Below are 22,107 nucleotides of genomic sequence, written 5' to 3'. Positions count from 1 at the left end.
TTCCGCCGCCAGACAGTCAGAAGTCGTAGGACGCCGACAGGCGGACGTAGCGCGGCTGGGTGTAGTAGGTGCCGATGCCGTAGGTATTGGACACGGTATAACGACCGGTTTCGTAGGTCGCATCGATCTGCACCGGCTTTCGTTCGTTGAAGACGTTGAACGCTTGCAGCCCGAATGCCAGCTTGTGGTCGGCGAAGGCCGGGCGATAGGTCACGCCCAGGTCGACCAGCTTGGTCCAGGGCAGGCGGCCCGCCTGGCCCGGACTGGACGGGCTGCCAGCACAGTAGTGGTAGGCCGAGCCATAGCTGATCGGATTACCTTCGTTGGTGCCGTAGTAGCCTAGGCAGGACTTCGGCATGCCAGAGGCGACCTTCACGGTGGCCGACAGCATCCACTCCGGCGTGAACTGATAAGCGCCGAAGGCCTTGAGTTGATGGCGACGGTCGTTTGCCAGATAACCGCCCGCGTATTCCATCAGCGATGCGGCATCCCAATCCTGGGTCTTGGAGACGTCGGTCTGGCCGATATCCGACTTCACCTGGCCTTCGGTGTTGCCGAAGCTGCGCGACCAGGTGTAGTCGACGCGGCCGTACCACTTCTGATCGAACGGATGCTCCAGAAACAGGTCGACGGCGGCGTAATTGCGCTTGGCCGAATCGGTGAAGCCCCAGTCCGAGCGCGACATCTTCAGCGTGGTGTAGCCGGAGCCGTCCACGTTGGCGAGCTTGAAGGTGTTGGTTTCGCCGGGGTTGAACAGCACGCAGCCTGGAATCGTGACCGAATCCGGATCGATGCCGAGCGAGGTGAGCTTGCTCGACATCTCGTCGCTGCCGCAGACATCGTCGATCGCCGATTGCAGCTTTCGATAGGTGACCTTTGCGCCCGAATTCCACTTGTCGCCGATGGTCTTCTCGAAGCCTATGATCAGCTCGTCCTGGTACTGCGACTTCAGATCGCTGGGCGTGAACGAGTTCGGATCCGGCGTTTCGCCGTATTCGCCATTGCTGGACACCGGGCCGGGGCCCAGCGCGGCCAGGCCGGTGGGCTCGCCGTTCGCATCGATACCGGTGTAGGTGAAGTACTCGCGGGTATAGGTCGAGGCCGAGGCGCCGCGGATGGCGACGCTGTTGGGCAGCGCAAGATAGTAGCGGCCGAGGTTGGCGAATAGCTTGAACGAGGAATCGCCGAAAACGTCCCAGCTCACGCCGATGCGTGGTGCCCACTGGTCGCCGCTGTCCACGTAAGGCACATGGCTGCTGTTGAAGTTGGTGAACTTGTCGTTGCGCACGCCCAGGCTCAGCAGCCACTTGTCGTTCACCTGCCAGCGGTCTTCCAGATAATAGGCCTTCTGCTTCACTGCCATGCTGGTGGCGGTGTTGAAGATGTACTTCTGCACGTAATAGCCGTTGCCGCCTGCCGCGCCGACCCCGAGGTTGGGGTCGATGGCCGCGTTCGGTTTGGAGGCCTTGCTGTAGATCCAGAGATAGCCCGGGCCGCTGGTATCGACGCCTTCGTTGTAGGCGTTGAAGTACATGTTGTCCACGCCTGCGGTCAGGTCGTGGTTGCCGATGTGGTACTCCAGTTCCGCGCGCAGGCCGCGCGTCTTGTTCTGCGCATTGGCGTTCTTCACCGTGGTCGAGGACTGGTTGTTGGTGATGGGGGTAGCGCCGGTGATCGATGGATCCTGGTTGCTGGAACTGCTGATGTAGGGCAGATCCGAGGGCGCCGGGTTGGTCCGGTAGTCCCTCTCGCGGCTGCGAGCCCAAGTCGCGTTCAGGGTCAGGCCATCGGTCAGGTAGCCGGTGTACTTGAAGATGTCGTAGGTGTCGGTGAGCTTGTAGCTGTCCGGATACAGGTTGATGCGACCGCCCCCGCTCAGCGTGTCGTAGTCGAAGGACGTGTTGTAGCCAGCACGGCGGTCGGTGTTCTGGATGCGGGTGTATTCCAGGATGTTGCTGTCGTTGATGTTCCAGTCAATCTTGCCGTAGAAATTGGGTGCGCTGTTGTTGTAATGGTTGCGCAGGCTTGTCGTGCTGCCGTCGCTGTTCTTGACGCTGGTGGTGCTGTCGTTGGTCGAGACCCCATCGGTCTTGTTGGATTCGCCAGCGACGAAGACGAATAGCTTATCCTCGATCAGCGGGCCGCCCGCATAAGCGCTGTAGGTGGTGTTGGTCTCCGTATCGCCCTTGCGCTTGCGGTAGAGCGTGCCGGCCAGGTCGGGATTCTCGTAACCGTAGTCTTCCCTCAAGCTGGCGCTCGGATACCAGATGTCGCGCGGTGAGCTGGCCAGCGAGTCCGGCGCCCAGGTGGTCTGGAAGCCGAAGTGCCACTCGTTGGTGCCGCGCTTGCCGACCTGGTTGATCACGCCGCCGGTGGAGCGCCCGTACTTGGCGCTGTAGCCGCCGGTGTAGGTTTCCTGCTGGTCGATCGCACCGTAGGGCAGGCTCACGCCGCCGAGGTTGCTGAGCGGATTGCTGACGTTGAAACCGTTGATGTAGTAGGCGTTTTCGGTCACGCCGGAGCCGCCGAAGGAAACGACCGAGCGCGAGCCATTGGTGAACGCGCCGCTACCGGCAACCGTGCCCGGCGCGAGCAGTGCGATCGCCTCGGCACTGCGGCCCAGCGGCAGTGTTTCCAACTGCTCTGAGGTGATGACCGAGCGTGAAGAGGTGCCGGTGACATCGATTTTCGGCACGCTGGCCGCCGTGACGGTCAGCGCTTCCAGCGTGGTGGCGTTGGCTGTCGCAAACGACACTTCCGTGGCGGAGCCGACGTGCAGCTGAATGTTCTTGCGTGTGTCGATCGTTTCCTCGCCACGGCGCAGGATCACGGTGTAATTGCCGATCGGCAGCGAGCCGAGGGTATAGCGACCGTTGCTGTCGATCGGCACGGTACGGCTGAAGCCGGTGTCGCTTTGAATGAGGATGCTGGTGCCGGGCGCCGGCGCGGAGCCGAAGATGCTGCCGGTGGTGCTTTGCGCGTGGACAGCGCCTTGGGCCAGCGAGGCGGTGAGGATCATGGCCAGCGCGGTGCGCTTGAATGCGTTTCGATCGGGGCGGTTGCTCATTGCTTACCTTCGACGAAGTGGGGTGGCAGTCCGTCCATGAGTGGCCTTAACCCAAACGTAATAATGGTCTGCTAGCGGGTGCAATAGGGTTGGAGTAGATCTGCCGTCATCCGCATCGAAAGCGCGGTAATTTGTACAAATTAGGCGGCTGGACTTGATTTCGCTTCACAGAAATGCGCAAACCGCCAGTGCCTGTCGCCACGTAGATAAGGCCAGGCCAACTACGGCGGCGCGATTCCCGGCCTGTACCTGTGCGGCTGCGGCACCCATCCGGGCGGCGGCGTGACCGGCGCGCCGGGGCATAATGCGGCGATGGCGTTGCTGGGCGATGGGCGCCGCTGAGCGCGATGTCCTGTGCCGTTCCGCGCTGGCGTTGCATTCGCTGGTCAAGGCGGCTCCGCTCCCGCTGTCGCACCGCGTCGTTGTGCGCACACGATGCGACATGGCGCAGGGCCTGCATCCCAAGAGCAGCGTTCCGATCGCCGGGCATAATGGCTGGCCGCGCGCTCGAGCCGTGGCGTCCTCGCGCCGGCAGCGGCGTCCTCCGCCATCAGACACTTCCATGACCGAACAGGTTCAGCTCTACAACCAGGCCATCGCCGCGCTCAACCAGCGCGATTGGAGCCAGGCGCAGCGGCTCGCGCAGCAGTTGCTGCGGTCGTTGCCGCAACACGCCGGCGTGCATTTCGTGGCCGGCGTGGCAGCGCTGGAGTTGAAACAGATGCAGCCTGCCGCGGCGCATCTGTATCAGGCGACGACGTTGAATCCGCAACGTGCGGACTATGCAACGCAGCTGGCCAAGGTGCTGGCGATGGGGCGGTTCATGCAGGAGGCGCATCGCTTCGCCGACCAGGCGATGGCATTGCGGCCGAGCGATGCGCATACGCTGGACACGCTGGGCGTGGTCTACACCCAGGTCAACGAACACGTCGCGGCACTGGAGGCGTTCACCCAGGCGGTGCAACTGGCGCCGCAGCAGGCCAGCTTCCGCTACAACCTCGGCACCTCGCTGCTGTTCTCCGGGCGCGTGCAGGAAGCCGAGCAGGAATACCGGGCGTGCCTGGCCCTGGAGCCGCGCTACTGGAAGGTCTACCTGTCGCTGTCGCAGCTGCGCACATGGAGCGTGCAGGAGAACAACCTGGCCTCGCTGGAGCAGGCGCTGGCTTCGGCCGGCGACGCGCCGGAAGCGGTGCTGTATCTCAATCTGGCACTGGCCAAGGAGCATGAGGATCTCGGCGACTACCATGCCGCGTTCCGTGGCTACGCGCAGGGCAAGGCTGTGCAGAAGCGCGCGCGCGGCTACACGTCCGACCGCGATGCCGCGCTGTTCGAGGCATTGCAGCAGGCGTTCCGTGCCGACGCTGCGCCGACATCCGGCTTCGACAGCCAGGAGCCGATCTTCGTGATCGGCATGCCGCGCAGCGGCACCACCCTGGTGGACCGGATCCTGTCCAGCCATCCGCAGGTGCACTCGGCCGGCGAGCTGCAGAATTTCCCGGCGCTGCTCAAGCGCCTGGTGCGCACGCCATCGTTGGCGATCCTGGACGTGGCCACGCTGACCCGGCTGCAGGGCCTGGATTGGCGCGAACTCGGCCGCGCCTACGTCGAATCCACCCGCCCCGGCACCGCCAGCAAGCCGCGCTTCGTGGACAAGCTGCCGCACAACTTCTTGTACGTGGGGCACATCGCGCGCGCGTTGCCGAGCGCGCGCATCGTGTGCCTGCGGCGCGATCCGATGGACACCTGCCTGAGCAACTTCCGCCAGCTGTTCGCGTTGTCCTCGCCGTACTACGACTATTCCTTCGACCTGATGGACGTGGGCCGCTACTACCTGATGTTCGAGCGTTTGCTGGCGCATTGGCGCGGCTTGTTCCCGCAGCGTCTGCTGGAAATCGACTACGAAGACCTGGTGCTGGAGCAGGAGCCGACCACGCGCCGTCTGCTGGAGTTCTGCGGCTTGCCGTGGGACGAGGCCTGCCTGCGTTTCGAGCACAATCAGGCGCCGGTGGCCACCGCCAGCGTGGTGCAGGTACGCACCTCGATGACGCGCGCCTACATGGGGCGTTGGCAGCGCTACGGCGAGGATCTCGCCGAACTGAAGCGGTTGCTGCAGACGCACTCGTGCGCGATGCGCGAGCGCGACCGCCGTTGAAACGGCGCGGTCGCCGCGCCGAGCACGAGTGCGGCGAACGCATCAAACGGCAAGGCCGCGCCATTGCGGGCGCGGCCTTGGCGCGGCTTGCCGGCGAAGCCGGCTACTTGCCGAAGCTGTAGCGCATTTCCAGGTAGTACGCGCGGCCGAACGCGTCGAAGTTCAACTCGTTGTAAGCCCAGCTCGTTCCGCCGCTGTACGAGGCGTCGAGTGGCGGCATCTTGTTGAACACGTTGTTGACCATCAGCGACAGTTCCATGCCCTCGAACGCGGTGTAGGTGACGCTGGCGTTGTGGGTGATGTGCGACGGCAGCCTGCCCGCGCGCGGCGCGGCATACCGCTCTTCGTTGACCGAGGCCGCGTAGTTCGGGGTCTTGTCGAACCAACTGGCGTACCAGGTGGCCGCGAAGTCGCCGATCTTCCAGGTCAGCGAGGCATCGGCCTTGCGCTTGGGGTCCGTGCTCCAATTGGGATCGTTGAGCAGATCCTCCGGCGCATCCCCGGCATAGCGCGTGTACTTGTGCCGCAGGTTTTCGGCGTAGCTGAGCAGTGTGCTGAGATCGCCCCAACGGCCGAGATCGTACCCATAGCGGAACGAGGCGGTCACCGCTTCCAGCTTTTCGTTGGCGATGTTGACCTTCGGCGTATAGATGCCGCTGATCTGGCCGGCGTCATTGCGCGTGACCTGGGATGCGGCCGCCACGCACAGCGCCGAGTTGATGTCGTCGATGCCGGCGCGGCAGCGGTAGTCCTGCAGGCTCAGTGCATCGGCACTCTGCTCGTTGACTTCGTTGTTGATACTCCAGTTGAAGTAATCGATGGTCAGCGCCATGCGCTCTACCGGCGACCATACGAAACCGGCGCTCCACACATCGGCGTTGATCGGCTTCAGGCCGAGGTTGCCGGACTGGCTACCCTGGAACTGGCGGTGCAAGGAGGCGCTCGGGCAGTTGTCGGTGTTGCCGGGTAGATAGCCGAGTTGGGCGCACTGGTAGTAGTCGGTCACCGAGCTGTAGTAGCCGCTGATGCCCTGGTATTGGTCGGACAGGGTTGGCGCACGGAATGCGGTGCCGTATTTGCCGCGCAGCAGCAGCGACTCGAACGGACGATACTCCAGAGCAACGCTGTAGGTCGGCTTGTCGATGGTGCGGCCGCTGGCCTCGAACGCATCGTAGCGGCCGGCCAGGGTGATGGTCAGCGGGTCGAACACCGGCATGCGCAGTTCCGAGGTCAGCGCATAGCGGTCGCGCTTGCCACCGCCGCTCACCGAGGTCAGGCCCCATACCTCGCCGTTGAGGATTTCCGGCGCCGGATCGTAGTTCCACTTCTGCTTGCCGTATTCGCCGACCAATGCCAGTCCGGCAGCACCGCCGGGCAGGGCGAACAGCTTGACGTTTGTCAGCTGCAGACGCAGCATGCCGTCGGAGGTCATGCTCTTGTTGGTGGCATGGCCGGTGAAGCTGGCGAATTCCTGTTGCGTGATCGGCCGATAGAACGCCGCGTAATCGGGGGTGTAGGCCGGGTAGGCGTTGTCGAACGGATCCAGGCCGCGCTGCGGTCCCAGCACCTTTTCGGTGAAGAACTGGTCGATCGGGCCCTTGAAACGGACGTAGTTGCGTTCTTGCAGCTTGTATTGGGTGTAGGTGGCGCCGGCGTCGTAGTCCCAGTTGGATTGGCCGAGCACGCCCTGCGCGCCGAAGGTGACGCGCGCCGAATCGCTCTTGTTGCGGCTCATCGTGTCCTTGATGCCGTTGATGCCGTTGATGCCCATTTCCTCCGGCGCGAAGTTGCGATACAGGTTGAGCATTTCATTCAGGTTTGGATCGTAGTAATAGCCGAAATCTGGGCTGGTGCCCCACCACAGTAAATCAGCGCCGGGTTGGTATTGGACTTGGTCATGGCTGTACAGCACATCGCCATACAACTGCACATTGTCGTTGGCATCGAAGGTGCCGTGCACATAGGCCTGCAGCGACTTCTGGCTTTCATCCAGCGTGCGATAGCCGGGGATGTAGTTCGATCCGCAATAGTGCTGGTCGGGCGCGCTGTTGCGCTGCTGCCGCCCATTGGTGCCGCCGAACAGGCCGGAGACATTGCCGCAGTTGTCCGGATCCAGGAACTTGTAGTCGCCGGCCTTGTTGTACACCGCGAAGGTGCTGCCGGCCTGCTGCTGCGAATAGCCGTGCGTGTTGTATTGCCTGGTCAGGTCGCGCTGGTAGGCCCAGATCGGATCCTTCTCTTCGTACTGCACGCCGCCGATCACGCTGGTGCGGCCATCGGCGGAGGTCCAGCCGTCGGCGAAGGTGGCGCGGAAGTTGCTGCCGCCGCCTTCGGAGTAACCGCCGCCGCGGATGCTGAACACAGCGCCGTCCATCTTCTTCTTGAGGATGACGTTGATCACCCCGGCGATCGCGTCCGAGCCGTACAGCGAGGACTGGCCGCCGGGCAGGATCTCGATGCGGTCGACCAGGTCGATCGGGATGCCGCTGATGTTGTTGAAGGTGTCGCTGCCGTCGTACAGCGCCGGGTAGTTCGACATCGGCCTGCCGTCGATCAGGTACTTCACGTAGCCCGGTGGCAGGCCGAACAGACTGACCGTCTTGGCGCCCTGGGTGAAGGTGTTGGAACTCTGTCCGCCCTGCACGCCACCGGTCGCAAACGAGCTCTTCTGCAGCACGTCGGCCACCGAGTTGAAGCCGCGGGCCTTGATGTCCTCGGCGGTGATGGTGGTGATCGGCGTGGCGGTCTCGATCTCGCTCTGCGGGATCAGCGAACCGGTGACGGTGACCTTCTCCAGCTCGGTTGCCTTGGTCTGGCTGCTGTCCTGCGCGAAGGCACTGAACGCGGCCGGGACGGCCATGGCGGTCATCAGCGCAGCGCTCAGACGGCTGCGATTGAAGCTACGTGCTTGACCTGCAGTCATCATCATCTTTTTTTGAATTCCCGGGAAAGCAATATGAAGAAGAGCCAATGAATCTCGTGCCGCGACGCATGCCTTAAGTGGGCGCATCCGCGAGCGGCGCAACGTACAGGAACTCACTCCCGGGTTATGCGGACCTGTCTGCGGTTTCGGGCACTGAATGCATTTGTCTGCATCCGCAAACAGAGATCCGCAAACAGTTGCCTTCCGACACGGCGCGTCCGCGGCGGCTGCAGGTATTTTCCTTTTGAAGGAGTTCGCGTGAAGGGGCGCCGCCTGGCAAGGTGGCGTGTGCGAATCCGGTGCGATGATGGAGCCAAGGTGATGGCGAGCGGCTGGAACACCGGCGCATGAGCCTCAACCAGTTGTTCAGCGCTCAGCCACGCCAACTGCCGCGGCGCGATTTCCGGGCTGTACCTGTGCGGCTCCGCGATCCATCCGGGTGGTGGCGTGACCTGCTCGCCCAGGCACAATGCGGCGATGGAGTTGCTGGGGCGGTGAAGCCGGCCAAAGAGCCAGGCTGACGACTGGCCGAAAGCACGCGTGCCGTGAGTAAAGCGCGGACAGGCGCACCACAGCGGGGAAACGTCATGAAAGCAGATCGCTGGCACCTGTCGGCGGCACATGCACGCGCTGGCCGGCGTTCGGCTCGGCATGCTGCGCAGGTCGGCAGGGCGTGCCGCACCAGATCTGCGCCGGGGGTTTTCCGGCACGAGCGTTCCACACGAAAAACGGGCGACCAATGGCCGCCCCTTCGATCGCTGACGAACGATTGCTTAGAACTTGTACTGAACTCGGGCAAAGACCGTGCGCCCGTACCAGTCATACTGCGAGGCGTACAGAGGGGCATTGCCGTAGCGCACCCCGGCACCGGTGGAGATCAGATCCGGCGCCTTGTCGAACAGGTTGCGCACGCCGACCATGATGCCCCAGTCGCCTTGTTCATAGGTAACGGACGCGTTGTGCAGGACCTGCCAGCCGGCCTTGATGTCGCGCGCTGCGTTCTGGTAAGCGGCGTACGTGTAGGTCGGGTCGAGATCGCGATTGCGAGTGGTGCTGACGTAGCTGGCCTGGTAGCTGAAGGTCCAGTCGCCACGCTTCAGGTCTGCAAACAACAGGCCGACCGTCTTCGGACGTCCGATGTAGCCGACCTGATCGTCGTTGGTGAGTCCGCTCTCGGCCGCGCTATCAAAAAGCCGTTGCACGTCTTCCATCGTGTACGTGACCTGCGCTTCCAGGGAAAGCTTGCCGAAGGAGAAGTCGTTGTCGTAGTTCATCTGCAAGTCGTAGCCGCGGGTACGCTCGCGGTTGATGTTGATGTACTTGTTGTAGATGGTGGTGATGGTATTCGGCGAGGTCGGGTCGTTCGGACTGTTGCGGGTGAACTGGTCGCAGAACGCGTTCGGATACACTGCCGACCCATAGCAGCCGCTGATGATCTTGAGCTCGTCGAGCTGCGCGATTTCGCCGCGAATGTCGTAGTCGAAGTAATCGATCGCCACGCTCAGGTTCGTGAACGCGGGCGTCCAGACCATGCCAAGCGTCTTGGCCTTTGACGTTTCCGGCTTCAGAACGCCCTTGCCGCCACGGTTGTAGGCCGTCCCCGACCCGCCGCCGCCCGCGTAGTCCGAAGGGATGCCGGCCGCCGCGCAGTTCTGCATGATGAAGGTGTTTGTGCTTTCACCCCACAGGATGCAAGGATCGATTTGCGTCTGCGCAAAGTAGCCGGTCTGGTCGCCCAGATACAGTTCGTACAGGCCCGGCGCGCGATACGAAGTGCCGATGCTGCCGCGCACGCGCAGGGACGGGATGATCTGCCAATTCAGGCCAGCCTTCCACACCTTGTCAGAATCGGCGACGGAGTTGTATTTGAACGCGCGGCCGGACAGGTTGACCGAAAGCGATTCTATGCCCGGCTTGTTCTTGAGCAGCGGGACGTCCAATTCCATGAAGGCTTCGCGGACATTGTCCGTGCCTTTGGTCTTTTGCGCCGAACTATAGCCCCAGATGTCGCCCGACTTGGTCAGCGCATCGGGTTCGTCATCGATCTTGGTATGCCGATACTCGACGCCGAACGCGGCGCCGACATCGCCCGCGGGAAGTGCGAACAGGTTGCCGGTGACGACGGCGTTGACGACGGCCTGGTCGTAGATGGTGTTGCCCTTGGTGTTGACCCCGATGGCGTTTTCCAACTCGCGCATCCGCTCGCCGCTGAGGAAGCCAGGATCGAAGTAGTTCACCGGTGCGTCGCCATCGACAAGCGACAGATCGCCCGTTCGGGACGTCTGAATGTCGTTGTGCTGATAGTCGCCGTCCGAACGCGAGTAACTGGCGTTGATTTCCCAGCTCCAGCTATCGGTTCCCTTGAAGGCGCCGTCGAACTTGGTGCTGCCGTACAAATAATCGACATCGATCTTCTGATCGTCCCGGTAGGGCATGATCGACTGGTAGCGGTTCCCATCGGTCTCGTTGGCGACGACGGGGAAGAACTGCCGGTAGCCGTGCGTGCGGGTCTCGCGACGGTTGTACAACCACTGCGTCTTCCAGTTGAAGCTGTCGAACCCGAAGTCGCTCGCCCCGTACAGGCTGATGCGCTCGCGTTGATTGATGACTTGCGCGGTGTCGTAGAACGGGAAGTTCTGCACATCCTCATAGTAGGCTTGCGGTGAGTTCAAGTAGTTCCTGGAGGGATTCGGGCGCGGCCGGTAACCCGGAAATGGTCCCACGGTCCTGCCATCCGGCGACGGCACATAGCGGATGCCTGCGTTGTTATAGTTGATGATGGTGTTGGCGTACAGGTTGCCAGTCGAACACCCGCCCAGCTTGGTACCGGCGAGGATCGAGCGATCCTCGCGGTCGATGCGCTTGCCGTCCGTGCCCCATATCCGGTCCTGGGCGCAGCTCAGGAAGTCGCGGTCGCCGTAAGTGAGGGCATTCAAGCGGTCCCATTGGACGGCGCCGATGATGCTGCCGTTGCTGAAATCCTTGCCGGCAGCGAACGAGGCCGAGAACTGTTCGCCTCCGCCGTGCTGCGGCACGCTCATGGTGTAGTCCATGAGCGGCTTGTCGATGCTCTTGCGGGTGATCAGGTTGACCGCGCCGGCGACCGCATCGGAGCCGTAGATGGACGAGGAGCCGTCCTTGACGATCTCGATGCGCTGCAGGATCACCTTTGGAATGACATTCAGGTCGAACGAGCCGACTTGCCCACGCGTACCCGCCGGGCCGGGACGCTGGCCATCAAGCAGGATCAGCGTGCGGTTGGCGCCGAGGCCACGTAGCGAAACGGTCTGCACGCCGGTGCCGCCTTCGACGACGAACCCGCCGAATTGGTTGTTGATCTGGGTGGAGCTGGCAGCGGCGGCCGAGGTCTGCAGGAAGTCGGCGACGTCGAACTTGCCGGCGGCCGTGCTCTTGTCGATGGAGATCACCTGGACCGGCGAAGCGGTTTCATACTCGGGGCGCTTGAGCAGCGAGCCGGTCACCGAAACGGCGTCTAGATTCTTGGTCTTGTTCACCTCTGACTTGGCGGAGGCCTTTGCCTGCTCGTCGGACTGAGCGTCGCCGCTGGCCAGACTGTCTTGTGCAAAGGCGGGTACGGCTTGCAGAGCGGCGATAACGGCGATCGCCAGCGGCAGGCGCCGCAGCCCATAGGTCGTGGACTTTGTCATTGCTTTTTTTCTCCCTAATTCAATAGAAGTGAAACATTTGTTACAAGCTGGTTAAGCGAATGTACTGATAAGACGCCGTCCATGCAACATCCGCTGAACAAGAAATTTCGCGTCATGCCTGCGCGACATTGCTGCTGTACGGGCGAATTGCGAAAGTTGTTTAAAAATCTGTTTTTTCAATGACTTCAGGTCGCCGTTCGCCATGGTGCCAGGCTGCCACCCACGAACTGGCGCGCCCGGTGTGCGGTCCGCTGCCGCCGATGCGTCGCCGCAGCAGCACTTTGCAGCCGTGATCCGGTCGCCGGTTCGGTCGGGCCTAGCCACGCTTGCGAGGCGTTCGATCGCTGGGATCGGTTCGCTTCGGCAAGCGCCCTGGCAGGCTGCGACATCACGATCCACTGCGCGGGACGGGAATGGAGCGTCACTGGCGTGCCTGGCCGCGTTGCGCCATGAACGTGACATGCCTTGCCCGTCGTTTGCCGTGCGCCAGCAGCAGCGCGAGTACGATGCGCGTTGCCGCCGGCGAGGCTGGAGGGGGCGTCACGTGCGACAGGCGCTGGGTGCCGGTCGCGTCGGCTGCGGCAGTGCGGCGGCCGGCCAGATCGTTCGGGGCATGGCGCCGCTTATGTTGGGTCAGTCTTGGTGCCGGGCCGGTGCGAAGCGGGTGCGCTCCCGGCGCGTGCGTGGCATGCGCCGGAAACTGTTGCTCAAACCTTCAAACCTTCCATTCGACCAGCTTGCGGCGGGGTTTCCCGGAACATCTCGAACGACTGCGGATCAAAGGCCGCCAGGGCCGCAATCGTTCTTCAGGAAGCCCTCGATCAGATCCAGGGTCTGCCGCTGCTGGCGTGGATACCAGGGCAGGCTGTGCGGCTGGTCGGGAATCATGACGAACTTGGCTGGAACGACGTCCTTCACCGCCTCGTAGAAGTCCTTGGCGTGGAAGGAGGGAGTGCGCACGTCTCTGTCGCCGACGAACAGTAGCACCGGGATCGTGGCGTTGGCGGTGTTTTGCATCGGATCCATGCCTTTCAAGGTCTTTCCTTGCAGGATGCGTTGCAGGCGGTTGTCGCTCCAGGAGGTGCTGAGCTTGCCCAGGTTGATGACCGGCGCACCTGCGATGGCGCACTGGTAGGGCGATGGCTTGCGCACGGTGGCCGCGGCCGCAGCGAATCCCCCATAGGAATAGCCGAAGATCGCCACGCGGTCCCTGGACGCATAGCCTTCCGATACCAGCCATGCGGCGCCGTCGTCGTTGTCGTCAGACATCTTCTGGCCCCATTCGCGGTCGCCGGCGACCCACAGGTCGCGTCCGAGACCCAGGGTTCCCCGGTATTGCGGCCGCAGGACCGTGTAACCGCGCGAGGTCAGGAGCGGCACCCAGCCGGACACGTCCCAGCCCATGTAGTCGCGCGCCCAAGGGCCGCCATGCGGATTGACGATCGCCGGGCCAGGCGGATCGCCCTGTTTCCAGCCGGCGGGAAGGTCCAGGATGGCCGGGATCTTGCGCCCGTCGCGCGCGCTGTAGGTGACCCAGCGTTCTTCCACGGCCAGGCGGCCCTTGCCGATCCACGGCCTGGAGCTTCCCAACGGCGTGACGGTCTTTTTGTCGATGAGCAGGTGATAGCTCGGCGGCTGCTCGGCACTGTGTACCGTGAAAAACACCTTGGAGAAATCGTCCGTGTACGTTCCGAGCGAGATGTTCTGCCCCGGGAAGGCTTTTTTCAGACCGTCCTGGATGGACTTCAGGGTCGGGTCCACATAGACGGACTGACGGTAGGGGCCGTCCACAGTGAAGCCGACGACCTTGTTGAAGTTGCTCGGTTGCGTGCCGAAGATCAGCCCGGCGATGGAGAAGTTCTGATCGGCCACCACCGGATCCGGGTCGTATTTGCGCTGTACTGGGTCGTACAGGCGCACCTGGGTCTTGTCGGAGAATTGATCTGTGGACTGGCCAGAGTTCCGTAGACACTCAGTTGCGGCTCTGCGCGTAGCGCCTTTCAAACTCTACAGGTGACAGCCCGGCAGCGGAACCATGCCGGCGGATCGGGTTGTAGAACATCTCGATGTAGTCGAACACGTCCGATGCTGCCATGGCGCGTGTCGGGTAGATCCGCCGCTTGATCCGCTCCTTCTTCAAGACGCTGAAGAAGCTCTCGGCCACGGCGTTGTCGTGGCAGTTCCCGCGTCGGCTCATGCTCGGCACCATCCGGTGCGCTTTCAGGAACGACTGCCAGTCGCTGCTGGTGAACTGACAGCCCTGATCCGAATGCACCAGCACACCTGGGCCCGGCTTGCGCCGCCAAGCTGCCGCCACCAGCGCCTGCAGTACCAGATCGCTGGTCATCGTCGACGCCGTCGCCCAGCCGACGATCTGCCGCGAGTACAGATCCATCACCGTCGCCAGGAACAGCCAGCCCTCGTAGGTCCTGATGTAGGTGATGTCCGTGACCCAGACCTTGTTCGGCGCCTGTGGCGCGAATTCCCGGTTGAGCACATTGGTCACCACGCCCACGGGACCACCGTGATGACGTGGCTTGCGGCCGTAGCCGACTTGGGCACGCAGGCCTTCTGCTTTCATCAACCGCAGGACGCGGTGCCGGCTGCAGCGCTCGCCGGCCTCGCGCAGGTCCAGGGTGATCTTGCGATAGCCATACACCGTGCCGCTGGCCAGCCAGTGGTGCTTGATCAGCCCCAGCAGACGCTGATCTTCGCGCTCGCGAGCACTGGCGCCATGGCGCAGCCAGGCGTAGTAGCCACTGCGTTGCACGTCCAGCACCCGGCACATCGCCACCAGACGGAACTCCCGGACGTGCGCGCGCATGAACGCGTACTTCGCCCTTACCCCTTGGCAAAGTACGCGGCGGCTTTTTTTAGGATGTCGCGCTCCTCGGTTACCCGCCGCAGCTCAGCCTTGAGCCGGCGGATCTCGGCCGAGTCGCTCGGCGCGGCCGGGGCTCCAGGGGCCGGTACCGTCTTCTTGGCCGCCTGCACCCAGCCATACAACGTGTGCTTGGGAATCCCTATGCGGGAGGCGACGTCAACCACCGTGAAGCCACGCTCGATCACCTGCCTCTCCGCCTCGGCACGGAACTCATCCGTGTACTGCTTGCTGTTGCCCATAAACACCTCGGTCATTGCCATCAATTATGGCAACTGGATGTCTACGAAAGGCTGGCCGGTCCACTGTCAGCACGTAGTACTTTCCGGTCGCGTCGTCGATGCCCACGACATCCACCACGTTGCGCGCGGAGATCTTGGTGGTCAACGGCGCATGGACATCGAACTGTCCGGATTTCGGATCGAGCAGCAGGACCTGCTGTTCGAAATCGCTGCCTGCGCCTTCAAGCTGCTGCTTGGCCAGAACCTTGCCGGTGCGATGGTCGAACAGCGACGGGACCGCGCGCGAGTCGCCGCGGAAGATCAGTTCGGTCTGCCCGGTCTTGAGGTTGTAGAGGTAATAGCTGGACGAAAGGCTGACCTCGCTCAGCTGCTGGATGACCACCCTGTCCGGATCCAGCGGGAGCATGTCCACGAGCGACGCAGTACCGCTCAGTTCCAGGCACAGTTGCGTATCGGCGCTGATGCCGATCTTGCGCGCGTTGTCCGCGAAGGCTTCCTTGAAGTCCTTCTGATCGTCGCCGGTCAAATAGGTCTTGGAGACGAACGTGCGGGTCGAACCGGTGGAGTTTCCTTCTCCGCAGCCGCCAAGGCGCCCGGTCCATTCCTGGCGCGCCACGGTCAGGATCTTGTCTGCCTTGAGCGCATAGGCGGAGATGAACTTCATCTTGTCGCCGGATGGCGTGACGACGGTCGGGCCCTTGGACAGCGACGAGGTATCCCAGGTGGCAAGGGCTGTTTCGTCGGGATTCTGCGGAGACGGGATGAGCCCCACGACGTGTTTGCCGTCCGGGCTCATCGTCATCGACTGCAGCGCTGGCAGGCGCGCCAGATCCTCGATCGGAATGGGCTGTATGGCGTGGGCCGCGATGCTTGCCAGCAACATGGCGGCCCCCGTGGCGACACGCAGAGGCCGCGCCGAGCGAATCCTTGTCATGCAAAATCCCCCACGATGAGATGAGAAGTACGGACCGTTGCGCAGGCGCACAAAATGAACTTTTTATGAATATACCAGGACTTGGTGTTCGCGCACGCTATGCGCCATGGCGGCCTGTCAAAAAGTGCCGTTGCGCGGCGCCGGTACCGGTACGTGATGCCGCTGCGGCAGTCACGGATCCATCATGGGAGCGCAGGCCGGATCGTGGCCGTGCAGCAGAGCAAGCCGCTCAGGATGTGTTCGATGGCGCTTTGCCGCCCGCGAACAGGCGCATTGCCTTGGGAGCCGCCACGTTGCGTGGCCAGCGGTCAGCGGCGTCCTTGTATAGTCGTGGCGCCCACCGAAAGGGCTGCGTGCATCCTTGCAGGGTCCTGCCTTCCCCGAAGCGTTGGCCAGTGCGTTGCACGGATGTTCGCCCCTCCTTAGTTCGCGAGTTCCCGATGACCGCCCGCCCCCGCATTCCCGCCCATGCCGTCCAGCCCAACCTCGCGCCGCTGCCGCGGATCCGCAACGTCATCGCCATCGGCTCCGGCAAGGGCGGGGTGGGCAAGTCCACCACCGCGGTGAACCTGGCGCTGGCGCTGCAGCGCCAGGGCGCGCGGGTCGGGGTGCTGGACGCCGATGTCTATGGCCCGAGCGTGCCGGCCATGCTCGGCCTGAGCGGCCGTCCGGACAGCCCCGACAACAAGTCGATCGAGCCGATGCGTGCGTTCGGCATCGAGGCGATGTCGATCGGGCTGCTGGTGGACCAGGACACGCCGATGATCTGGCGCGGGCCGATGGCGACCTCGGCGCTGACCCAACTGTTCACCGATACGCTGTGGGACGACCTGGATTACCTGCTGATCGACCTGCCGCCGGGCACCGGCGACATCCAGCTGACCCTGGCGCAGAAGATCCCGGTGGCCGGCGCGGTGATCGTGACCACGCCGCAGGACATCGCCACGCTGGATGCGAAAAAGGCGCTGAAGATGTTCGAGAAGGTCGAGGTGCCGGTGCTGGGCATCGTCGAGAACATGGCGGTGCATACCTGTACGCAATGCGGCCATGTCGAGCACCTGTTCGGCGAAGGTGGCGGCCAGCGCATGGCGCAGCAATACGGCGTGCCGCTGCTGGGGTCGCTGCCGCTGGCGATCGCGATCCGCGAGCAGGGCGACGCCGGCACCCCGATCGTGGCGTCGGCCCCGGACTCGGCCGCCGCGCAGGCCTATCTGGCCGCCGCGCAGCGCCTGACCGAGGAACTGCGCAAGCGGCCGCGCGCGTCGATCCCGATTTCCGCCTCGCTGCTCTGAGTGCTGCCACGGCCGCCGCGAACGCGCCGCGACCGGCTAGAATCGCCGGTCACTGCGGCCCGCTCCGGCGTCGGCCGCGCTCCCGGCGTGCAGGTTTCGATCTGCCGCCACAGGCATCAGGAAGACGTATGAGCATCAAGAGCGACCGCTGGATCCGCCGCATGTCCGAGCAACACGGCATGATCGCGCCCTACGAGCCGGGCCAGGTGAAGCAGGTCAACGGCGAGCGCATCGTCAGTTACGGCACCTCCAGCTACGGCTACGACGTGCGCTGCTCGCGCGAGTTCAAGGTGTTCACCAACATCAACTCGACCATCGTCGATCCCAAGCGCTTCGATCCGAAGAGCTTCGTGGACATCGAGGCCGACGAATGCATCATCCCGCCCAACAGCTTCGCCCTGGCGCGCACGGTGGAATTCTTCCGCATCCCGCGCGATACGCTGGTGGTGTGCCTGGGCAAGAGCACTTACGCGCGCTGCGGCATCATCGTCAATGTCACGCCGCTGGAGCCGGAGTGGGAAGGGCACGTCACTCTGGAATTCAGCAACACCACGCCGTTGCCGGCGCGCATCTACGCCAACGAAGGCGTGGCGCAGATGCTGTTCTTCCAGTCCGATGCCGACGACATCTGCCAGACCAGCTACAAGGACCGCGGCGGCAAGTACCAGGGCCAGACCGGCGTGACCCTGCCCAGGACCTGAGTTTTTCCATTGCACAAGTAGCGCGCAATGAACGACCACAATCCTTACCAAGCGCCTGAAGCGCCGCTGCCGTCCGCGCCGCTGGCGCTAAACGCTGCCGATGTGCTGGCCGGCCGCGGCGAGCGCCTCGGCGCATCGCTGATCGACGGGGTGATTTCGCTGCTGATCTTCATGCCGCTGGCCGCGCTCACCGGCTATTTCGGCAAGGTCATGGCGGCGGCGCGCGGTGGCGAGGCGATATCGTTGCTGGCCATGGCCGGCTATGTGGCGCTGGCGTTCGTGGTGGTGCAGGGCTATCCGCTGGCCAGGACCAGGCAGACCTGGGGCAAGAAGCTGCTGTCGATCCGCATCGTCGATCTGCATGGCGGGCAACCGCCGCTGTGGAGGCTGATCGTGCTGCGCTACCTGTCGACCCAGCTGCTGTCGCTGGTACCGGTCGCAGGCAACGTCTACGCGCTGCTGGATGCGCTGTTCATCTTCCGCCAGGACAAGCGCTGCCTGCACGACCTGATTGCCGGCACCCAGGTGGTCAACGTCCGCCGTTGAGACGTCGTGCCGGCCGCCGCGCATCGGCGGCCGGTAACGGCGCGGCCGCGCCGACCTGCGCCAGGCCTGGAACCGGTTGCGAAGGCCGATCGCGTGGCGCGGGCAGCCGGGAGGTGGAGATCGCCGGATCCAATCGCCAATCCCGCATCGCCGATCCCGGCAGCGACTACTTGCCGCGGCCGAACAGCATGCCGACGCCGACCGCGACCAGGATCGCCGGCCACCAGGTAGCGATCAGCCGGCCCAGGCTGAGATTGGTCCAGCCCAGGTTGTTGGCCAGGAACACCAGGCCGATCACGATCAGCACGATGGCGGCGATCACATTGGATTTCATGGAGGCGCGGCTTCCGTCAAAAGGGGCGCCTATCGTAGCCGTTGCCGCCACGCCGCAACACGGGTCTGCAGGACATCGGCCGGCAGCCGCTGCGGCGTGCCGCTGCCCCACACCGGCCCGGGCCAGGCCGCGTCGCCTGGGTGGCGCCCGATCAGGTGCACGTGCAATTGGCGCACGATATTGCCCAGTGCGCCGATGTTGAGTTTGTGCACGTCCGGTTCGCCGCGCAGCAGCTGCGAGAGCTGGTTGATTTCGGCCAGCAGCAGGCGCTGCTGTGCGCCGTCCAGGTCGATCCACTCGCTGGCATCGGCCACGCGCGGCACCAGCAACAGCCACGGGAAGCGCGCGTCGTCCATCAGCCGCACCTGCGACAGCGGGCCGTCGGCGACGAACGCGCTATCGGCCTGCAAGCGCGGATCGAGCGTGAAATCGGCCATCGTCGCGGCTCAGCCCAAGTGTTCGGCGAGGAAGGCGAGGCTGCGCTGGCGCGCGCTGTCGGCGCTGTCGGCGTCGTAGTGGTTGGGATCGACATGGCGGTCGAAGCCATGCCCGGCCGGATACACGTAGGTCTGCATCCGCGGCAGCTTCTCGCGATGCTGCTGCACCGCTTCCGGCGGAATGCTGCTGTCCCGCGCGCCGAAGTGGAACAGCACCGGCGCCTTCGGCGTCTCGTCGAGGAACTGGGTGTTGCGCCCGCCGTAGTAGCTGACCGACGGCAGCCCCAGCCTGATCGCCGCCAGCAGCGCGACGCTGCCGCCCCAGCAATAGCCGACGGTGCCGACCTTGCCGGCCGGCGCCAGCGCCTGGGCCGCGGCCTGCACGATGTCCAATGCCTTGTCGAAGCCGAGGGCACCGACCAGTTCCAGGCCCTTGTTCACCCCGTCCTGGTCGTAGTTCAGCTGTGCGTCCCTCTCTACCGGATCGAACAGGCCCGGAGCCAGCACTTCGTAGCCTTGCGCGGCGTAGTAGTCGGCGACCTCGCGGATGTAGGCGGTGACGCCGAAGATCTCCTGGATGAGCACCAGGCCGCCGCGCGGGGCGCCTTGCGGCAGGGCATGCCAGGCCGCGACCTGGCCGTGCGCGGTATCGAGGGTAGTCCAGTGGCCCATGGCGCGTTCCTGTGGTGGGAGAAAGGCGTCGATTATCCACGCCTGGCAGGTGCGGCCCGTTAACGCGATCCAGGACAGCCGGGGATGCCCGATCGCCTGCGACCGGTTCGGGTGTGCGCGGTTGCCGGCCTTGCTCGATGGCCCGAACTTCGCCGTGTCGTCGTGCCGTGCAGGCGCTGGCGGGCGCTCACGGCGCCGCGTAGTGCACCGACACCACCACGAAGCTGTGGCGGCCGCCGGGCAGTTGCGCCTCGATCTCGTCGTCGATGCGCTTCTTCAGCAGCGCCCGCGCCAGCGGCGAGTCGATGCTGATCCAGCCGCGGCCGGCATCGGTCTCGTCCGGGCCGACGATGCGGTAGCGCAGCAGCTCGCCGCTGTCGGCGTCTTCCAGCTCGACTACCGCGCCGAAGAACACCGCCTGCGGATCGGACGGCGCGGTGTCCACCACCCGCAGCGCTTCCAGGCGCTTGCTCAGGTAGCGCACGCGGCGGTCGATCTCGCCCAGCTGTCTCTTGCGGTAGGTGTACTCGGCGTTTTCCGAGCGGTCGCCTTCGGCCGCGGCCGCGGCCAGCGCCTTGACCACCTCCGGCCGGCGCACGCGCCACAGCTCCTCCAACTCGGCCTTGAGCCGGGCGTGGCCTTCGGCGGTGATCAGGGCGGTGCTCTTTTCGGCAGGGGGACGCCAGCGGCTCATCGATTCGCACTGCGGTGGAGCGGGGTGGCGATGCTAGCGCGTGCGCCCGGCTTGCGCACCCGCGGGCGATGGCCGAAGCTGGCGCGGCCATCCACAAGGACGTTGTTCGATGCTGATCCTGCCATTGCACAAGCCGCTGTCGCGGGAGAATTTTCCGCTGGTCACGCTGCTGCTGGTGCTGCTCAACGTGGCGGTCTATCTCGGTTGGCAGCGCCAGGACGCGGTGCCGCTGCAACAGGCGCAGCGCTATTACCTCGATTCCGGACTCGGCGCTCACGAAGCGCCGGCCTACGCGCACTACCTGCGGCGCAGCGGGCGCGAAGATGCGCTCGCCCAGTTCGAGCGCGTGCCGGCTGCGCAGCAGGCGGAGTTCGTCGGTGGCGCCAGCCTCAACGACGTGCGTTTCGTGCAGGCGCTGCGCAGCGGCGAGGCGTTGGAGGACCCGGCCGCGCAGCAGGCCTGGGCGCCACTGCGCGCCCGCTACGACGCGTTGCTGGACCGGGTGTTCACCTTGCGCCATCTGCAGCGCAGTTCCGAATGGTCGCCGGCGCGGATGCTGTCCTCGGCGTTCCTGCATGCCGATGGGTTGCATCTGTTCGGCAACATGCTGTTCCTGGTCGTGCTTGGCACCTTGCTGGAAGGGGCGATCGGGCGCTGGCGGTTCCTGCTGGTCTACCTGCTGGGCGCGTTCGGGGCGAGCGCGGTCAGCCTGGCCTGGCGCTGGGGCGAGGCCGGCGGCGGGCTGGGCGCGTCCGGCGCCATCGCCGCGCTGATGGGGGCGTTCTGCGTGGTCTGGGGGCGGCGGCCGGTGCGCTTCTTCTACTGGTTCGCGGTGGTGTTCGACTACGTGCGCGGTCCGGCGATCGCCCTGCTGCCGCTGTGGCTGGGCTGGGAGCTGTACAACCTGCTGGCCAATGGCGACGCCGGGATCGGCTTCGATGCGCACGCCGGCGGCCTGGTCGTCGGCGCGCTGCTCGGCGCGGCGCTGGTGGCGATGCGGCAGACCCGCGAGGCGTTCATGCGCGACGAGGCCGTGGCCGCCGCGGACGACCGTTGGGAGCGCGCGCAACGGCATCTGGGGCGGCTGGAGAACCGCGAGGCCGCGTTCCTGCTCGACGAACTCGCCGCCGAGCAGCCACGCCGCTTCGACGTGGCGCAGGCGCGCTACCGGGTGGCGCGCAATGCCGGCGATGCGTGTGCCGCGCAGGCGCGCGCGATCGAACTGCTGCGCCTGCCGGCGACCACGGCGCAGGAAGCGCAAGCGCAGGCGGCGTTGCTCGGCGACTGCGCTGCCGGCGCCATCGCCGTGGATGCGGCGACGCGTGCGCTGCTGTTCGATCGCTGGCTGGCGCTGGGCCGCTTGCACGATGCCGAAGCGCTGCTGTTGCAGGAGGCGGCCGCGGTGCCGCGCTGTGAACAGGCGCAGCACTGGTTCCGGCTCGCGCTGGGCCACGGCGAGCGACAGGCCGCTGACGAATGGCGCCGCCTGCTGCTCGCGGTGATCGAGCGCTACCCGGATCTGCCGCAGGCGGACAACGCGCGGTTCCTGCTCGCCAACGCGTGA

Annotated in this window: 14 protein-coding genes and 2 pseudogenes; 6 read left to right on the top strand and 10 right to left on the bottom strand. The window is 64.7% G+C overall.

Going from position 1 to position 22,107, the window contains the following annotated elements:
- Positions 1-16 precede the first annotated feature (16 nt).
- Positions 17-3,067: a TonB-dependent receptor gene (locus tag ISN38_RS03580; RefSeq protein ID WP_003467508.1), complete on the bottom strand. Its 3,051-nt coding sequence runs from the start codon at positions 3,065-3,067 to the stop codon at positions 17-19.
- 562 nt (positions 3,068-3,629) lie between these two features.
- On the opposite strand from ISN38_RS03580, the gene ISN38_RS03575 reads away from it, so the two are divergent.
- Complete coding sequence (locus ISN38_RS03575) at positions 3,630-5,219, top strand: tetratricopeptide repeat-containing sulfotransferase family protein (RefSeq protein WP_003467506.1); 1,590 nt, start codon at positions 3,630-3,632, stop codon at positions 5,217-5,219.
- A gap of 103 nt (positions 5,220-5,322) precedes the next feature.
- Here ISN38_RS03575 and ISN38_RS03570 read toward each other — a convergent pair whose 3' ends face one another.
- Positions 5,323-8,088 (bottom strand): TonB-dependent receptor domain-containing protein, encoded by a 2,766-nt coding sequence (locus ISN38_RS03570; RefSeq protein WP_206712066.1) that lies wholly within the window; start codon positions 8,086-8,088, stop codon positions 5,323-5,325.
- A 377-nt stretch (positions 8,089-8,465) separates the two neighbouring features.
- Here ISN38_RS03570 and ISN38_RS20775 point away from each other — a divergent pair.
- Positions 8,466-8,640 (top strand): annotated as a pseudogene (locus tag ISN38_RS20775) (FAD-dependent oxidoreductase); the annotation flags it as partial.
- Positions 8,641-8,915: 275 nt separating this feature from the next.
- Here ISN38_RS20775 and ISN38_RS03565 read toward each other — a convergent pair.
- The 4 genes and pseudogenes from ISN38_RS03565 to ISN38_RS03550 form a co-directional block, all read right to left on the bottom strand.
- Entirely contained in the window at positions 8,916-11,810 is a 2,895-nt protein-coding gene (locus ISN38_RS03565) for a TonB-dependent receptor domain-containing protein (protein ID WP_003467503.1), read from the bottom strand.
- 777 nt (positions 11,811-12,587) lie between these two features.
- Positions 12,588-13,757 (bottom strand): annotated as a pseudogene (locus ISN38_RS03560) (alpha/beta hydrolase family protein); the annotation flags it as partial.
- Between the two features lie 25 nt (positions 13,758-13,782).
- A protein-coding gene (locus ISN38_RS03555) for an IS3 family transposase (protein ID WP_199222609.1) occupies positions 13,783-14,933 on the bottom strand; the annotation gives its coding sequence in 2 pieces (ribosomal slippage) (positions 13,783-14,678 and positions 14,678-14,933; 1,152 coding nt in all).
- Positions 14,905-15,816, bottom strand: a complete 912-nt coding sequence (locus ISN38_RS03550; RefSeq protein WP_241753982.1) for an NAD(P)/FAD-dependent oxidoreductase — start codon at positions 15,814-15,816, stop codon at positions 14,905-14,907. Before ISN38_RS03550 ends, ISN38_RS03555 begins: the two co-directional genes overlap by 29 nt.
- Before the next feature lie 491 nt (positions 15,817-16,307).
- Here ISN38_RS03550 and apbC point away from each other — a divergent pair, with 491 nt between their 5' ends.
- The 3 genes from apbC to ISN38_RS03535 all read left to right on the top strand — a co-directional run bounded on the left by apbC (position 16,308) and on the right by ISN38_RS03535 (position 18,406).
- Positions 16,308-17,159, top strand: coding sequence for an iron-sulfur cluster carrier protein ApbC (gene apbC / locus ISN38_RS03545; protein ID WP_003475546.1), 852 nt, complete (start codon positions 16,308-16,310; stop codon positions 17,157-17,159).
- 128 nt (positions 17,160-17,287) lie between these two features.
- Positions 17,288-17,860: a dCTP deaminase gene (gene dcd / locus ISN38_RS03540; protein ID WP_003475544.1), complete on the top strand. Its 573-nt coding sequence runs from the start codon at positions 17,288-17,290 to the stop codon at positions 17,858-17,860.
- A 27-nt stretch (positions 17,861-17,887) separates the two neighbouring features.
- Entirely contained in the window at positions 17,888-18,406 is a 519-nt protein-coding gene (locus ISN38_RS03535) for an RDD family protein (protein ID WP_003467496.1), read from the top strand.
- A 166-nt stretch (positions 18,407-18,572) separates the two neighbouring features.
- On the opposite strand, the gene ISN38_RS03530 is transcribed toward ISN38_RS03535, so the two are convergent.
- The 4 genes from ISN38_RS03530 to greB form a co-directional block, all read right to left on the bottom strand.
- Complete coding sequence (locus ISN38_RS03530; RefSeq protein ID WP_003467495.1) at positions 18,573-18,740, bottom strand: LiaI-LiaF-like domain-containing protein; 168 nt, start codon at positions 18,738-18,740, stop codon at positions 18,573-18,575.
- Positions 18,741-18,769: 29 nt separating this feature from the next.
- On the bottom strand, positions 18,770-19,177 hold the full coding sequence (locus tag ISN38_RS03525) for an HIT domain-containing protein (protein WP_003467489.1): 408 nt from the start codon (positions 19,175-19,177) through the stop codon (positions 18,770-18,772).
- A gap of 9 nt (positions 19,178-19,186) precedes the next feature.
- Entirely contained in the window at positions 19,187-19,849 is a 663-nt protein-coding gene (locus ISN38_RS03520; protein ID WP_003467488.1) for a dienelactone hydrolase family protein, read from the bottom strand.
- Between the two features lie 187 nt (positions 19,850-20,036).
- Positions 20,037-20,543 carry a transcription elongation factor GreB gene (gene greB, locus ISN38_RS03515; protein ID WP_003467486.1) on the bottom strand — a complete coding sequence of 169 codons (507 nt, stop codon included), beginning with the start codon at positions 20,541-20,543 and terminating at the stop codon, positions 20,037-20,039.
- Between the two features lie 109 nt (positions 20,544-20,652).
- On the opposite strand from greB, the gene ISN38_RS03510 reads away from it, so the two are divergent.
- Entirely contained in the window at positions 20,653-22,107 is a 1,455-nt protein-coding gene (locus ISN38_RS03510; protein WP_206712065.1) for a rhomboid family intramembrane serine protease, read from the top strand.

The organism is Xanthomonas translucens pv. undulosa (assembly GCF_017301775.1).
Classification (GTDB): Bacteria; Pseudomonadota; Gammaproteobacteria; order Xanthomonadales; family Xanthomonadaceae; genus Xanthomonas_A; species Xanthomonas_A translucens.
The sequence above is the reverse complement of the archived record's forward strand: the minus strand, read 5'-3'. Positions and strand labels throughout refer to the sequence as shown.